This is a genomic window from Gimesia maris (assembly GCF_008298035.1).
Lineage (GTDB): Bacteria > Planctomycetota > Planctomycetia > Planctomycetales > Planctomycetaceae > Gimesia > Gimesia maris.
Genome location: NZ_CP042910.1, coordinates 138,203 through 153,411, shown reverse-complemented (window position 1 = coordinate 153,411; position 15,209 = coordinate 138,203). Strand labels below are relative to the sequence as shown.

The 15,209-nt window shown below is 52.4% G+C and carries 12 protein-coding genes; 8 read left to right on the top strand and 4 right to left on the bottom strand.

What is annotated here, in order from left to right; genetic code table 11:
- The first annotated feature begins 463 nt into the window (after window positions 1–463).
- The 5 genes from GmarT_RS00600 to GmarT_RS00580 all read left to right on the top strand — a co-directional run bounded on the left by GmarT_RS00600 (window position 464) and on the right by GmarT_RS00580 (window position 7,718).
- Window positions 464–3,412, top strand: a complete 2,949-nt coding sequence (locus tag GmarT_RS00600) for a serine/threonine-protein kinase (RefSeq protein ID WP_052301273.1) — start codon at window positions 464–466, stop codon at window positions 3,410–3,412.
- Window positions 3,413–3,622: 210 nt separating this feature from the next.
- Window positions 3,623–6,193 (top strand): tetratricopeptide repeat protein, encoded by a 2,571-nt coding sequence (locus GmarT_RS00595; RefSeq protein ID WP_044239342.1) that lies wholly within the window; start codon window positions 3,623–3,625, stop codon window positions 6,191–6,193.
- Window positions 6,194–6,388: 195 nt separating this feature from the next.
- On the top strand, window positions 6,389–6,598 hold the full coding sequence (locus GmarT_RS00590; RefSeq protein WP_149302377.1) for a hypothetical protein: 210 nt from the start codon (window positions 6,389–6,391) through the stop codon (window positions 6,596–6,598).
- Between the two features lie 36 nt (window positions 6,599–6,634).
- The gene (locus GmarT_RS00585) at window positions 6,635–6,979 is read left to right on the top strand and encodes a hypothetical protein (RefSeq protein ID WP_149302376.1); all 345 of its coding nucleotides are present in this window, start codon (window positions 6,635–6,637) and stop codon (window positions 6,977–6,979) included.
- Between the two features lie 43 nt (window positions 6,980–7,022).
- Window positions 7,023–7,718, top strand: a complete 696-nt coding sequence (locus GmarT_RS00580) for a class I SAM-dependent methyltransferase (RefSeq protein ID WP_002648066.1) — start codon at window positions 7,023–7,025, stop codon at window positions 7,716–7,718.
- A gap of 9 nt (window positions 7,719–7,727) precedes the next feature.
- Here the strand turns inward: GmarT_RS00580 and GmarT_RS00575 are convergent, their stop codons facing one another.
- Window positions 7,728–8,501, bottom strand: a complete 774-nt coding sequence (locus GmarT_RS00575; RefSeq protein ID WP_002648067.1) for an SDR family NAD(P)-dependent oxidoreductase — start codon at window positions 8,499–8,501, stop codon at window positions 7,728–7,730.
- 168 nt (window positions 8,502–8,669) lie between these two features.
- Between GmarT_RS00575 and GmarT_RS00570 the strand changes: the two genes are divergently transcribed.
- Complete coding sequence (locus tag GmarT_RS00570) at window positions 8,670–9,188, top strand: SRPBCC family protein (RefSeq protein WP_002648068.1); 519 nt, start codon at window positions 8,670–8,672, stop codon at window positions 9,186–9,188.
- Here GmarT_RS00570 and GmarT_RS00565 read toward each other — a convergent pair.
- The 3 genes from GmarT_RS00565 to GmarT_RS00555 all read right to left on the bottom strand — a co-directional run bounded on the left by GmarT_RS00565 (window position 9,185) and on the right by GmarT_RS00555 (window position 11,934).
- The gene (locus tag GmarT_RS00565; RefSeq protein ID WP_002648069.1) at window positions 9,185–10,213 is read right to left on the bottom strand and encodes a DUF1559 domain-containing protein; all 1,029 of its coding nucleotides are present in this window, start codon (window positions 10,211–10,213) and stop codon (window positions 9,185–9,187) included. The genes GmarT_RS00570 and GmarT_RS00565 overlap by 4 nt on opposite strands.
- Window positions 10,214–10,229: 16 nt before the next feature.
- Entirely contained in the window at window positions 10,230–11,159 is a 930-nt protein-coding gene (locus tag GmarT_RS00560; protein WP_157158976.1) for a DUF1559 family PulG-like putative transporter, read from the bottom strand.
- A gap of 139 nt (window positions 11,160–11,298) precedes the next feature.
- Window positions 11,299–11,934, bottom strand: coding sequence for a hypothetical protein (locus GmarT_RS00555; protein ID WP_044239372.1), 636 nt, complete (start codon window positions 11,932–11,934; stop codon window positions 11,299–11,301).
- Window positions 11,935–12,361: 427 nt separating this feature from the next.
- Between GmarT_RS00555 and GmarT_RS00550 the strand changes: the two genes are divergently transcribed.
- Window positions 12,362–13,711 (top strand): FG-GAP repeat domain-containing protein, encoded by a 1,350-nt coding sequence (locus GmarT_RS00550; protein WP_002648073.1) that lies wholly within the window; start codon window positions 12,362–12,364, stop codon window positions 13,709–13,711.
- Complete coding sequence (locus tag GmarT_RS00545) at window positions 13,708–15,090, top strand: tetratricopeptide repeat protein (RefSeq protein ID WP_002648074.1); 1,383 nt, start codon at window positions 13,708–13,710, stop codon at window positions 15,088–15,090. Before GmarT_RS00550 ends, GmarT_RS00545 begins: the two co-directional genes overlap by 4 nt.
- The last annotated feature ends 119 nt before the right edge of the window (window positions 15,091–15,209 follow it).

Genomic DNA, 15,209 nt, shown 5'->3' with positions numbered 1-15,209 from the left:
TCGATCTTTCAGGAATCAAATGCCGAAAAGATGACGAATCAGCAGTTCAGGTGCCTGATTAATTGGATGAAAAATCGCTGAAATTGAAATTTTCTCAGAACGAATGACGAGGCTAACGCGTATGATAATAGTAGTTCCTTATTTTTATAAACGAATTCCTGTCTGAGATCACTTATCACTTCTTCACCCTGATTCAGACCGCTGGAATTCCAAGGTAACAACAAGCTCCTAAACAGTCACTTCAAAAAGGTTTAGGACTAGAATCATAATATCGTGCTCAAGCGAATCTTGCACAGGGCCTACGACTCGCAATGATCCGGCATTACTTTGCACCATTCCGGGTGATTTTGAATTGCGCTGTTGCCTGCCCGATTAAACGTTCGATATCATTTCACACATTGAATCATCGCTACTTTTAAGTGAACTTTAGACCATGGGCTCCGAGTCAAAATCAGAACGATCGATGACGGAACAGGAATCTCTGCCCGAATTTTTCGCGCGGCCTGTTCCTGATGCGGAAGGTCCGGAGACGATCATCAGTCCGCTGGAGCCCATCCCCGCGCCTGACTCGAATCGTGATAAAGGCAGCGCCCCGGGAAATTTTGCCCGCTCTTCCATCTGGAACCGACTGTTCCCTCCCACAACAGAGGATCCGGAAGCTCCAGACGATACAGCCAGTCCATCCGGTATGAAGCTGGAACACTTTGTCATCCGGGAACGCATCGGACGGGGAGGCATGGGTGCCGTCTTTCGCGCCATCGATACCCGCCTGGACCGTGTCGTGGCGTTGAAAGTATTAAGCCCCGGTCAATCGCGCGATGCGGGATCGGTCAAGCGATTCCAGAACGAAGCCAAATCTGCCGCCCGACTCGATCACGAAAATATTTCGCGTGTGTTTTACATCGGCGAAGACCAGGGTCTGAACTTCATCGCCTTTGAATATGTTAAAGGGACCAACGTTCGCGAGATCATTCAGTCGCGTGGCATCCTCCCGGCAGCAGAAGCCGTCAATTATGCTTTGCAGATTGCCTCCGCGCTGAAGCACATCAACAAGGCGGGCGTGGTGCACCGCGATATTAAACCGTCCAATATCATTATTACCCCTGGTGGTCGCGCCAAACTGGTCGACCTGGGTCTGGCACGTAAGGAAAGCGATAATGCATCCGCCGACCTGACAACAGCCGGAACCACACTGGGTACGTTCGATTACATTTCGCCCGAGCAGGCCAAAGATCCGCGGAATGTAGATGTCCGCAGTGATATCTATTCGCTGGGCTGTACCCTGTATCATATGCTGACAGGAGAGCCTCCCTACGGGGAAGGTACCGTGCTGCAGAAACTGCTGGATCACTCCGGAAAAAATGTTCCCGATCCAGCAACCATTAATAAACAACTACCCCGCGAACTTTCGCTGATCGTTCAGAAAATGATGGCCAGTGATCCGGAAGATCGCTACCAGGCTCCCGAAGAGTTGATGTACCAGTTAATGCAGGTCGCCGGACAACTGGATCTGCGCGGCGTGAATCCAGAAGGTCTGGTCTGGACCTCTCCGACAAATTCGCGGCTCGGTTTTCTGGAAAGACATATTGGCTGGATTGCCACCGCGGCTGTCCTGCTCATCATTGTTGTCCTGCTCGACCGCTATCCGGCATTTAACCCTGCCTCAGTCAATGTGACTCAAGACAGCAGTCAGAAAAGTGATGCTTCGATCAAGCCAGCATCGAAAAAAACCGAACAACAGACACCAGAGATGGATCTTGCTATCGCGAAAGCGGATACTCCCATTACACCAGCCATCTCCGGTAAAGAAATGGTCGGTTCTCTGACTGCCCCCGCACCAGACAATCCTGAATCAGTCACGAAGGCTGTGACACCAGAGAAAACAACGACTGCCAGTGAAAGCATCGAAGAAAACCATTTAGCAAAGATGAACCTGGAAGAGGATAACAAGCCTCTGAGCGAAATTTTTGACAACGTGCCACTCCTGTCAACGAAAAGAACCATCAGCGAACTCCTGGACGCCGGAACCAGCTCCGGACCTGGTTCTGCAGCGGGGAACAAGGTACTGCGGGATGACACGCCCGATACAAAGCTCGCCTTGTCTGAAAGCAGCCAGAATAAATCCATGGTTCCGCTGGCTCCGGCCATCGAAGTGCCGGCAGAAACAGAACCCGATCCGTTCCCGAAGAAAAGCGAAAATGAATTTCGCAAGATCGAGATTCCTGCCATTACCATTATCAATCCTGATGGCACCGCCGGCCAGGATTTTAAAACGCTGGATGCCGCCTGTGCCGCCGCCGATGATGGCAGTATCATCGAACTCGGTTTCACCGGTATTCGAAAAGAAGCCCCCATCCATATCAATAACAAACGCGTGCGGATTCGCGCCGCCAAAGATCGGAAACCGATCCTCCTGTTCGAATCGGTCGAAGAACCAGCCGAAGGGTTCCAGACCCACATGATTCAGATTGCCAATGGTTCCCTGGAACTGTTTGAGCTGGGAATTATGGTGGACGTCAAAGATCTCAACACGGATTCCTGGGCGATCTTCTCACTGAAAAATGCGCATGACATTCGCCTGCACCAGGTTACTGTCACCTGTGCCAACACCACCAGCCAGCAGGTTTCGATCTTCGAAATGAACGAACCCATCAACCAGGGTCTCAATGACGATTCCATGATGGGCAAACGCCAGGTGAAAGAATCGACGTTTGTAGAAATCGTCAACTCTGTGCTTCGCTGTGACGGCCACGCGTTTTCCATTCGGGAAACCGCCCCCACACGCCTGGAAATCACCAACTCTGCTTTAATGATTGCCCAGTCCCTGATTGAACTGACGGGCTGCAGCAACAAACCGGTCGAAGGCGATCACCTGGAACTGGTCCTGAATCATTCTACATTTGTGCTGGGTAAGGGGCTGTCTGTGATGGACAGCGGTGCGATTCCGCGTGAACTGATTCCGCTCCACGTCTCCGCCCGCAACAATGTATTCTTCTCACGCAGCAATGCCCCGTTTGTGATGATGAAGGGCAATACCAACGAAAATGATTTCCGCCAGAAACTGCTGACCTGGCGCGGATCCAACAATTATTTTGACCGCTTCGGAACCTTCTGGACAATTCAGTCTCAGCAGGGAACCACGGGAGCGCTCTCGATGGATGCCCTCGACTGGAAAGATATCTGGGGGCTCTCTGCCGATGTCAACAGCTACCAGATGGAAATCCCCTGGGTCGCAGACCGCCAGAAACTGATCAATGCGCTATGCTCGGAACTGCAGCCTGCACAGTTACAGTTCACCCAGCCGACAGATGGCAGCCCGACAATCACCGCCATTGATCGCACCAATGCCGGTGCCGATCTGGTAACGCTGCCCGAGCTGCCTCGAGTGATTAAAGCCCCCCGAACCGAATAAACGCCGCTTTTCTCCTTGAATCAGGAGTTGAGCCGGTAAATCAGGTCTGTCTGATCTCTGCAGAAATGTGTATGATAGCAGAGGCCTGTAGCCTGTTTCCGAACGAACTCACTCTCATTCCTGCTTCACGCGGCTGCTTATTTTGTATTCATGGTATGTTGTTCTCCCCATTCTGAATATTCTAAAACAGTGACCGCTTACGGACGGTCTGTGTGGTGGATTCGTGTCTGCCTGCTGGCTCTGGTCATCTTCACACCGGCAATCAGTTCAGCCGATGACCCGACGCACTCTTATTTCGAAGGCCTGCGTCAACGGCATCTGTTCGGCATTGCAGAAGGTTATTGCTTAAATCGTCTGGCACAGCCCCGAATCACCGACACGGAACGAGCACGCTACACACTGGAACTGATACGCACCCTGGCAGCGCATGCGATGTCGACGCAGGGCCAGGAACAGGAGGAACTCTGGAAACGCGCAGAAGAAACCATCGCAGAATTCAGCCAGGAACATTCCGACTGGTCTGACACGAACGTCTTTGAAGCCGAGCGGGCACGCATTGCGGCACTCAAAGCCGAAATCCTGTATTGGCAGGTCAAAGCAGATCCACAAAATCAAACTCTCAGAGAGTCAGCCATCAGGGAGTTGACGCAGGCGATCACCCGACTGATACAGGCGGAAACACGTTTAAGTCAGTTACTGAAAAAATCGGGTGCCTTCAAGAAATTTACCGTTCTCAAGGCAGCCACCATCCGTGATACCCTGCTCGACTTTCAACTGCTGATCGCTCAAACGGAAATGAAACGTGGGGATTTGTACGAAGCGAACAGCCCGCAACGGAAAGCAGCTGTAGATGCCGCAGAAAAATGGCTGGAACCACTGTCCCGCCGGGCAACGACCCTGCAACTCACCTGGCTCAGTAAGCTCGCGTTGATTCAATGCGAACGGATTGATGGCGACACCGCCGGCGCAGCACGAGGCATCCAGGCACTGCTCAAAGAAAAACCGCCGGCGTATCTGAATGAGCCGCTCTTTGTGGAATCCATGCACATTCTGCTGCAGGAAGGAAAGGCACAACAGGCGGCGTCACAGATTATCCAGTATCGCCAGGATCACGGCAGTATTTCCAGCGAACTGGGTTACCTGGAAATCACCGCGCTGATCCAGCTCAGAAAAATCGCGTTGGAGAAAAAACAGGAAGCTTTAGCAGCTGAAATCTGGCAGCAGGTTGAAACACGTTCAAATTTTCTTAAACAGATGCAGCCGGGTTACTGGTCACAGCGGGCCTGGATGCTCGTCGATCAGCAGCATCAGGTCGATCAGTACGGCAGTCAGCTTTCTCAAAGTCTGAAACAGGCTCAACTCCTGTACGCGCAGGGAAAAATCGAACAGGCCATCGAAGCCTATTCTAAGACGGCACAACAGGCGACCGACGAGGGAAAAGGCGATCTGGCATTTGAACTGGCCTTCACGAGTGCCTCACTGCAGCTGCAGGCAAAACAGTACCAGGAGGCAGCTAAGGTATTTCAATCGCTGTCCCGAAAATACAGTACCGCGCCCCGCGCTGCAGATGCAGGCCTGCTGGCTGCCTGGTGCCTGGGTCAGCTCTACACACAAAGCCGCACCAAATCGCGCAGACTCGCCTACACAACCGCGCTGGAAGAAGTTCAGAAACAGTTTCCCGGCAGCAAGAGTGACTTTGAAGCGGGCTGGATGCTGGCACGACTGGAAGAAGCGCGTTTGCAATATTCCAAAGCACTCGTGCTGTATGCCGAAGTTCCCGAAAACCATCCCCGGGCGGCTGACGCACATCTGGGAATCGCCCGCTGCTACGAACAGATCCTGCAACGGCTGACATCCCTGGGTAAATCGACAAAAGCCTGGCGGCAGGAAGCCATCGATGTGCTGGAAAAATACCTGGCAAGCTTCCCCGATGAATCTGACCCGCTGATTCTGCAGTCACAGGCAGACATCGCATTACGGCTCACGCAGATCTACCTGAATGATTCACCCCCGTCATACGAGAAAGCCAGTCGGCTGCTGGAATTAATTATCAGCAGCGCCACGCGCAGTATCACAGAACTCAAACGCAATAATGAGCACACAGAAACCAGTGTGGCACAGACGGCAAAAGTGATTCAACGCTGGAATGACATCTCGAATCAGGCGCGGCGTCTGGAAATTATCACTCTGGCCGGTCAGGGAAACCCGACCGCGGCCCGCTCGCTGGTAGAGACCCTGGAGAACGCAGGCACAAACGAACTGCTGGCAGTCCTGAATGGCGTCTCACAGATCAACCTCGACCTGTCCGCCGAAACGCGCTACGAACTGGGACTGCTGCAATTGAGATCGGCTGAGAAGCTGATCAGTCGTCGCGATGAATTAACTCCCCCGCAACGACAGCAACTGGATCTCTGCCTGGCGGAAGCGTACATGGCAACAAATCAGCATATCCGGGCGCTGGAGTATTACCAGGAACTGTTGAAACAGTCGCCCCGCGACAGCGCACTGGTCAAACAGGTCGCCACACTCCTGGAACGCTGTGGCACAAAAGCCTGTCTGCGGGAAGCAGCCCAGAAATGGCGACAGCTGGAATCAGCAGAAAAACCAGGCAGCATCCCCTGGCTCGACGCCCGCCTGCATCTCATTCAGACCACGTTCGGTTCCGGCAATGAAGCCGAAGCCAAAAAACTGCTCGGCGTAACGAAGCTGCTCTACCCCGATCTGGGCAATCAAGAATTAAAACAACGATTCCAGGAACTGCAACAACGCATTCAGAAGTAATATCGATTTCTGTTCCATTGGTGAATCATGAATCAATCGAACCCTCTATTTAACAAAACCATGTTTTTCTGTGCTGGCACAATAGCCCTGCTATTCACGTGGTTCATTGGTTGCCTTGTAATCACTGACAGTAAAGGCCCTGGAATCAGTACCATAACAGGGTGCTTCCTGTTTGCCCCTGCAGGAGGCCAGCTGTTGTCTGCAAAGCAATACCTGTTGAGTTTTGCCACATTACTGCTTTGTCTGGGTGTCAGCTTAGCTACTGGCATCTTGATTGGAACTCATTTGATGAGCCTCAGTCTCACCAACAGCCTGGTGGTCGGCGGGATCGGCGGACTGCTGGGACTCTTGGAATACGGCTTATTATGGGCGATTCAACACAGACTGTTTTTCCGCTCTCGTTAGTGGTTGCACAAGAAATTCAGCGGCAGGAAATAAAGTATGAGCCTTAGATCTTTGTCATGTGATGTCGGCTTTGCAGACGCCGAATTTGATCAGTATGTCAAAGTGCATTCCCAACTGAAGGTCATCATCGTCGCTTGGAATCATATGAAGATTGAGCTTGTCTTTCAGGATGTCATCCAACTGTTACATCAAGGGATCGGTGATATCGCAGATGTTTGTGTGGAAACTACCCAGACGGATTTACTGGCTTCCGCACTCAACAACATGTATGAAAGCGTCCCCACAACACATCCCTATCAGGAATATGTCTTTATAAACAATGAGGATTCCTGCAGTCTGTCTATCATAGCAGCATCCGTCGTTGTGAAGGTGATCGCTTAAATTTCTCAATCTCCACTACTTTCAGATACATGATCATTAAGAAATGAAACACCCTCTCCTGACAAACTCAGAACTGGAATGGTCGGATGTGGCGGCGAACTGTCGCATGAATCGTGAGCGGGAAATCACAGGCACGAACAGTTATACCACTGACCTGAAAATGAATCCGCTCGATTTTTTAATGGCACGTGCCAGAACACACTCCAACGTCCGCTGGCTCGATTTGTGTTGTGGTTCCGGCCGGGCGCTGATTCAGGCGGATGAATATTTTCGTACACAACACCAGTCCATTCAGATTCAGGGGATTGATCTCGTCGATCTGTTTCAGCCTGTCGAAAACTCTACCTCCACGCTGCAACTGGAGACAGCATCACTGCATGACTGGACGACCAGCAAGAAATACGATCTGATTACCTGTGTACACGGACTGCATTATGTTGGTGATAAACTGAAACTGATCGCCGACGCGGCTCGCTGGTTGAAAGCCGATGGCACGTTCATCGCTCATCTGGATCTGGATAATCTGCAAAGCAGCACCAGCAACTGGAGTTCCCGCGAGAAACGCGAATTTCTACGACGACACAAACTGGATTTCAATCAACGCAGACATCTCCTGGCTTGTCGCGGTTTTCAAACGATCAAGTTCCCCTGTCGCTATCTCGGTGCCTCGGATCAGGCAGGTCCCAATTTCACAGGTCAGCCGGCCGTCAATTCGATTTATGAATTTCTCGACACTTAAGGCAGACCCTTAATGGCTTTTCTGTCGAGCGCGGGGAATGACGGTCGCCAGGCCGCCATCAACGCCGAATACCTGGCCGGTGACCCAGTCATTGGCAGGCTGCAACAGCCACTCAATCATCGATGCGACCTGTTCCGGTTTCCCAAGTCGATTCAAAGCGTGCATGCTGCTGGACATCGACTCGGCTGCCTCTGATTCCCACAAATGCCGGGTCATGTTGGATTTGACCAGTCCGGGGGCCACCGCATTCACACGGATCCCGCGCCCGGCATACGAAGCCGCCGCCGAGAGCGTCAGGCCAATCACCCCTGCTTTGGCAGCCGCGATCGCTTCGTGATTGGCCAACCCTACCCGGGCCGCGGCAGACGAAATCAATACCACCGAGCCCCCCTGTTTTCCCATCACCTTCGCGGCACTGCGAACCGTCTCAAAGGCAGACGTCAGATTGACGGCCAGTACCTCGGACCATTCTTCATCCGAAGTCAGGTGAGCCGGCTTTAAAAAGACCGACCCGATGCAATTCACGACACCATCAATGTGATCGTAAGTCTCACGGGCAGACTGAATGGTACGTTCAATGGAGCCCGGCTCAAGGACATCCAGGCTCAGCGAGGGTGCAGCCAGTTCATCGGACAAATCGCGCAGCACCTGTGGATTGCGGCCTGCCAGAAACACCTCATGGCCTGCCCCTTTGAGACGACGGCTTAGTGTCGAACCAACCGCGCCGGTGGCGCCCAGGATCACCAGTGTTTGTGAATTCAGTTCTGCAGTAGTGGTATTCATCTTACTTCTATCCATCCGTTTTTTTGAAACTGCCTGAAAAAGTCATTCCCAATTCGCATGTTGTGACCATAATCCTTCAGGAATCTTCTAGATCAGTCTTTGAGATTTCATAGACAACAGCACCCCGATTTCAACCGCGACTTTTCAAATTCGATGAAATGGAAACAGATGTCGACAACTTCACTCCAGGACGAAGCGATCCAGATCATACGCGCGTCGGATGGCATTTATCATCTGCATACCGAGACCGTGATCCCGTATGCACTGGAGGAAGTTTTCGCATTCTTCGCCGAACCGGAAAATCTCGAGGCACTGACCCCACCCTGGCTGAATTTTGAGATCACGACACCGGCTCCCATCGAAATGCGTGCAGGCACACTTATTGATTACCAACTCAAGCTGCATAGCATTCCCGTCAAATGGAAAACGGAAATCAGCGAATGGGAACCCCCTTACCGATTTGTCGATCGGCAATTAAAAGGCCCGTATCGACTCTGGCATCACGAACACACATTCACAGAATGCGAAGCTGGTACACAGGTCACAGACGATGTCCGTTATGCTGTCTTAGGAGGCGCACTGGTCAATAGGCTGTTTGTACAGAAAGACGTCGCACGCATCTTTCGCTATCGCCGGGAACAACTACGTAAGTTCAAACCGGCATCCAGAGAAAGAACAGCCAACTAAAATTCACCCACCGGTTCGCCGCCGTTGGGTGTGCTGAGGGCTTTCAATACACCCGGGTCAATGTCTTCGGAAAGAAAGCGCACCGAGCCATCCCCTAGTAATACGTGGGTTCCCCCTTTAAACTTGCTGCCGAAGCCGCGCGGATTGCGATTGATGCCCTCAGTCGGATCGCGAAAGTTGGTGGGATCACCCCAGGCTTTGATGCCCGATCTGACTTCGCCTGCCAGTATTGTATTAGAAGTGCCATCTTTTATCTTACGTAAATCCATGCCGGAGTTCGCGGATAAGACATAACTGTTGGCAGCATAGTGCGCGGGTTTGTATCCTGCCGCCTCCCCCTCTGCTTCAGTAAAATCATAAGGCATCCCCGGGCTTTGCAGCAGTATGAAATTGATTTCGAACGTCTCTCTGTTATCGTCGGCCGTCCAGGGCTGACCGAAGTTTATCTGCTCATACAGGGTTTTATGATCCAGATATGGTAACAGCTGCGTGGCCCAGCTGTGTTGCGGCTGACCTGCTTTGTCGAAGGTTCCTCCAACGGGAAACTGGCGATACATATCATGATAATTATGCAACGCCAGCCCAATCTGCTTGAGATTATTTTTGGATGTTGACCGCCGGGCAGCCTGGCGTGCGCTTCCCATATATAACTTTTCAAAGATCTTGTCTTGTGTCGTCGCCATCCAGAAAAATTGATGTGTCACGCTGATTACACAAATGCCACTAACCGCCAGCAGCAGAAACATGGTCACCAGAGTAAGACTCCAGCGCCTCTGCCACGGTATAACTTCCGCAGGCTCAGCAGTCACTTTGGTTTTTATGCGGCGACAGTACAAGTGAAAGCCCACAGCAAACAGCAACAGCGTAGACAGAAACATGAGTGTCTGGGAAGGTGAAATCGTCAGGCGCGAGAATGTCCGTACGAGATAAGAGGCCCAGCCCACGCACAACAGGAACACAGATACGCTGATCGCAATCCAGCGATGAATTCCATCCACCTCTTCCTGTTTTTCCTCTGTCTCCATAACTGTCTCCCGGCAATTAATATTCGCCGACGGTCTCGCCGCCATCTGGCGTACTCAAAGCTTCGAGCACTCCCGGATCGATGTTTTGATTGATAAACCTGCCACTGCCATCCATGAATAACATGTTGGCTCCCTCCCTTCGTTTCCAGGGTCCGCCAAAACCTTGTGGATGGCGGTTGATTCCTAACGCGGGATCACGAAGATTGGCAGGATTACCCCAGGCTGGCAGACGGCTCACGATCTCACCCGCCATGATAGTGCTCGCAATACCATCGGGAATTTGATCGTATTTCAATCGGGATGCCGGATAAAAAACACGACTGTTCAATGAATATTCCGAGACTCCATAATCCGGGAGGTTGGTCTCGAAAGTGTCACGGGAATCGATCGTATAAGCAGGAATATGGGTTTTGAAGTGCGGAGCATTTTTCTCAGTATTCCAGGGTTCTGCCAGATCAATTTTTTTATACAGCTCTACCTGATCCATGAAAGGCAGGATTTGAGTCTGCCAACTGTGTAATGGCTGACCTGTGGAATTATAGATACCGGTGGGCAATGGATCTACATCGCCCGATGAATAATTCACTACCGCCAACCCGATATTTCGCAACCTGTTACGCGAGGAAATTCGAAAAGAGGCTTCACGCGGACCGGATGACTTTCCAATCACTCCTTCAGGTGCAGTGAACAGCCAGAGACCCTGATGCGCTATTCCCACCACGGCAAAACCACCGGTGAACGAGATCACCAGGAAGACGATCAGGGAAATCGTCCAGCGTACCTTCCACTGGTTTGGAACCGGGATCGTATGTTGTTGCTGCAGACGATGCAGGACGAAGCGGCCCAGCAGTTGAATCAGCAGCGCCATGATCGAAACGACGACCAGGGCCGTCACCAGACCGGAGGCAGGCACAATCACCTGGGGGATCACCCGTTGTAAGAACATCAACCAGCCCTGGAACATATAAAACAGAAATTGACTCGGGAAAGAGATCCCGGCACAACCCAGGAAAAAAACCAGGATGAAGCAGCTCACAAGCAGAACAGCAAATCTTTTTCTTTTCCTATTTTTGGGTTCAACCGTTTTATTTTCCACTGAGCGTCTCCCGTGCTTCGGCAGGCGAAATCTGTTTGATTGCACCATCGGTAAACAGGATCAGCTGCTGATCGTCTCCATAGACCGCCTGCTCAAATGCGAGCGGTCGAACCTTGTCGCTTTTCTTTTCGCCGGGCACATAACCATAGCGCGCATTTAAGTCACCGGGTTGCATCCAGAATTCGTCAGCGAAAGAAGCATCTTCCATTTTCGCAGGGTAGTTGCCGTCATGGGTGGCCACGTGCATGAACAGGGCCATTCGCAGTTCGGCCAGTTTCGAACGACGCTCTTTGAGCAGCGCTTCTTTGGCTGCCTGGGTTTCCTGTTCCGATTCACTGTCTGTCAGTCGATAGGTGCGGCCATCCTTTTCCCAGGCACCGGGCGTCAGCAGCTCCCGCGCACCGGAGATCATCGTCAGCACAAACAGGAACATCAGTCCCCAGAGAAACGTCCCCGCGAGTGCTGCTTTATAAGAAATCACTGGCAGTTTCGGGAAATCACGGGCCAGCATGTTCCAGAGTTTTTTCAACCCCCAGGCACTCAGCAGAAACAGCAGCAGAAAAAATGAGATCGACTGCAGTCGCAACTGCGCGATTTCCGACAGGTCAATTGACGCACTCGGCATACCCGCCTCTGCCATGCTGCTGCATGAACAGAAAATCAATGTGCAGATCAGGATAATTCGAACCGGCATGGCGAACGACTCCGCAGTAGCGTATAGGAAAAGTATCAACATTTATCATACACTAGTTCACGTGATACGCGAGTTTATTCTGCCTGCTGACTGGATGATTCAGGGACATGTGACCCCGCGCGCGTTCAGCCGGTAGTTGACAGGATTTCCAGCGAGTTATACGATTGAAATCAAGGCCTCTCCCCTGCTCTCCGGAGAGTGTCTTATGTTAAAACGCTGTGTGGGTCGAGTGTAGGCTGCGGAAGCCGCGCTGAACTGCGCGAAACCGGAACACCGTGTGTGTTTCATTGAAACCGTTGTCCTGACTGAATGAACTTCTTTTTTGATACCTGCCCACCACCGGGAGTGCCCACCTGCGATGTCCTCAACTGAAAGTCCTCAAGCCTCGCAACCAGTCTCTCCTCCCACGCCATGGCTGCTGATTGTTCTACTGGTTGCCGTCATTCTGCTTCCGATAGTGACCTGGTTTTTGCTGCCATCCGTTCCGGCCCTGGGTCGATTACCCGAACTCTATTCGGGAGGCACATCATACCCGGCTTCGAAGCTGCTGTTTGAACGCCAGGGTGCGCTGCAGGCGGGAGTGGAACTGCCTCTGATAACGAACGTGCAAATTCTGGATTTCGACGGCGACGGCAAAAACGACATCCTGTATTGTGACGCGGGAAATAACCGGGTCGTGCTGCGTCGACTTGCCAGTGGTGGCAGTACCAGTGATCAGACGCTGATCGCAGATGTTGCTGCACCGGCGCATGCCACGCCTGTCGATATCGACGGCGATGGGGATCTGGATATCGTGGTTTCCGTGCTGGGGAATATACAACCAGACGATGGGGTCGTCGGTCGGGTCGAACTGTATGAGCAGACGCCGACAGGATTCGTGAGGCATGTGATCCTGGATGATGTGCGACGCGTGGCGGACGTGCAACCGGGAGACTTCGACGGAGACGGCGATCTTGACCTGGCGGTCGCCGTGTTTGGATACAATCGGGGAGAAGTCCTCTGGCTGGAAAATCGCGGCGAATTTCAGTTCCTGGATCATCACCTGTATAATGCACCCGGTGCGATCCATGTTCCCGTGGCCGACTATGACGGGGACGGCGATCTGGATATCGCCACCATCTTTTCCCAGGAAGAAGAAGAGCTGGTCGGCTTTGAGAATCTGGGAGGTGGCAAATTCAAAACACGACCTCTCTGGCTGACGCCGAACATGGACCTGGGGAGCGCCGGCTTGATCCACGCCGACCTGGATCAGGATGGCGACGAAGATTTGATTCTGCCCGCCGGGGACAACCTGGAAGACTTCGACGCCTACCCGCAGCCTTATCATGGCTGTCTGTGGTTTGAAAACAAGGGAGACTGGAAATTCGAAGAGCATCGAATTTCTGACCTGGGAGGCACCTATGCCGCTGCGGTTGCCGACATGGACGGAGACAACGATCTGGATATCGTACTGGCGAGCATGACCAACGACTGGTATTCGCCCGCGCATGCCAGCCTGGTCTGGTTGGAGAACGACGGTCAGCAGAATTTCACAACCTGGCAGATCGACAATCAGCCGATTCATCTGGTGACGGTTGCAGTGGGAGATTTGAATCAGGATGGCTTACCCGATATTGCTGCCGGCTCGCTCAACATGCGGAAACCTTTTGACCGTATTCAGGCAGTTCCGTACTGGATTCAACAAACGCAGAAAGGAGCATCGCCATGATCGTGCGTGCGATTGCCGTGATTCTGGTGCTGGAACTGGTTGCGTGCGGCTACCTGTTCGTACAACGAGCGGCCCGCCCTGTGCCAATGCTGCCCGAAAAAACGCTGATGAACCCTTTATTTGCGGAGGACATCCAGCCACTCGTAAAGCAGGTCGCTCAGACCAACAACGCCTACGACTGGATGCGCCTGGGAGAAGCGCTGCTGGGACAGGGCTATTACAGTCATGCGGAACTCTGCTTTCGACGGGTATTAAAACTGATGCCCGAGAGTCGGCTGGCGGAGAGCCGCATCGCCTATTGCCTGGAGCGAACGGGGCGAACAGAACAGAGCAGCGAAATCTACCGGGAACTGAATAACAGCCCTGACTTCTCACGTGAAGCAAAACGGGAACAGATGCAGGCCCTGTATGAGCTTGGCAGGAATGCGCTGCGCGAAGAAAAAATGGGAGAGGCAGAAAAACTGTTTCGCCAGAATCTGGGCTTTCTGCCGGCCCGATATCAGCTGTCCAAGCTGTTGATCCGAACCGACCGGGCAGACGAAGCGTTAACGCTGATTAATGAATCACTGCAACAGGTGCCCGGTTCACTGAAATTTCTGGAACTGCAACACCGCGCCTTTCAGCAGACCGGTGATCTGGAACTGGCTGAGCAGACCGCGCAACTGCTGGAACGCGCTCAGCATACGATTCCTCTGCACCCGGGTTCAAATTTCATTGAACCGTTCCGGCTGCAGTACGGCATTGACCGTCATGTGGAAGAATTCAACAGGAAAATCAGGAACCGTTCGCTTCCCGAGTTAGAACTGGAACTGGTCAAACTGATCGACCAGCTCAACGATTCCCCGTCAACGCACCGCCAGATTTTTCTGATGCGTTTACTGGAGGTGCAGCATCAGCAGCAACTGCCTCGCAAAATGCTGGAGACGGTCCAGAAGTTAAACAACATGGGAATCAACAACGCAGACGTATTGATGTACCGGGCAGAAGCAACAGGAATGCGGGGCGACTGGAATCAGGCAGCGATTCTGGGACGACGCGCTGGATCGATGTCAAAAGCAGCGGATATGCATCAGCGACTGTCTGATATCTTACTGCAGGCAGGAAAAACTGAAGAAAGCCAACTTGAGCAGGCACTCACATACCGTCTGGAAGCAATGGAATATTACCGAGCCGACAAGCTGGCAGAAGCACTCGATAAGATTGAACTCGCTGTTAAAATCAACCCCGATGATCCCCAGAGCTGGTACGAACGCGGTCTGATTCAGGAAGCGCGCGGGGAGAGGAAGGCCGCCCAGTCAGACTTTCAGGAATGTCTGAAACGGGCACCCCTGCATGGTCGAGCCCGCCAGAAACTGTCAGTAGAGCCTGCAACTAACTGACCTTCTTTTGGGTACCAAGCAACTAAATGTGTTCTGTTGCCCGACATTTTGACGCGACATGGCCATATCACCACTGGACTTATGTAAAATATTTGTCCCGCTTTCTTGAATTCTCAGCT

Coding starts and splice junctions, on each gene's coding strand:
- GmarT_RS00575 (WP_002648067.1), bottom strand. CDS start 8,501: ATGAATACCACTACTGCAGAACTGAATTCACAAACACTGGTGATCCTG.
- GmarT_RS00545 (WP_002648074.1), top strand. CDS start 13,708: ATGATCGTGCGTGCGATTGCCGTGATTCTGGTGCTGGAACTGGTTGCG.
- GmarT_RS00570 (WP_002648068.1), top strand. CDS start 8,670: ATGTCGACAACTTCACTCCAGGACGAAGCGATCCAGATCATACGCGCG.
- GmarT_RS00565 (WP_002648069.1), bottom strand. CDS start 10,213: ATGGAGACAGAGGAAAAACAGGAAGAGGTGGATGGAATTCATCGCTGG.
- GmarT_RS00600 (WP_052301273.1), top strand. CDS start 464: ATGACGGAACAGGAATCTCTGCCCGAATTTTTCGCGCGGCCTGTTCCT.
- GmarT_RS00580 (WP_002648066.1), top strand. CDS start 7,023: ATGAAACACCCTCTCCTGACAAACTCAGAACTGGAATGGTCGGATGTG.
- GmarT_RS00555 (WP_044239372.1), bottom strand. CDS start 11,934: ATGCCGAGTGCGTCAATTGACCTGTCGGAAATCGCGCAGTTGCGACTG.
- GmarT_RS00560 (WP_157158976.1), bottom strand. CDS start 11,159: ATGTTCTTACAACGGGTGATCCCCCAGGTGATTGTGCCTGCCTCCGGT.
- GmarT_RS00585 (WP_149302376.1), top strand. CDS start 6,635: ATGAGCCTTAGATCTTTGTCATGTGATGTCGGCTTTGCAGACGCCGAA.
- GmarT_RS00550 (WP_002648073.1), top strand. CDS start 12,362: ATGTCCTCAACTGAAAGTCCTCAAGCCTCGCAACCAGTCTCTCCTCCC.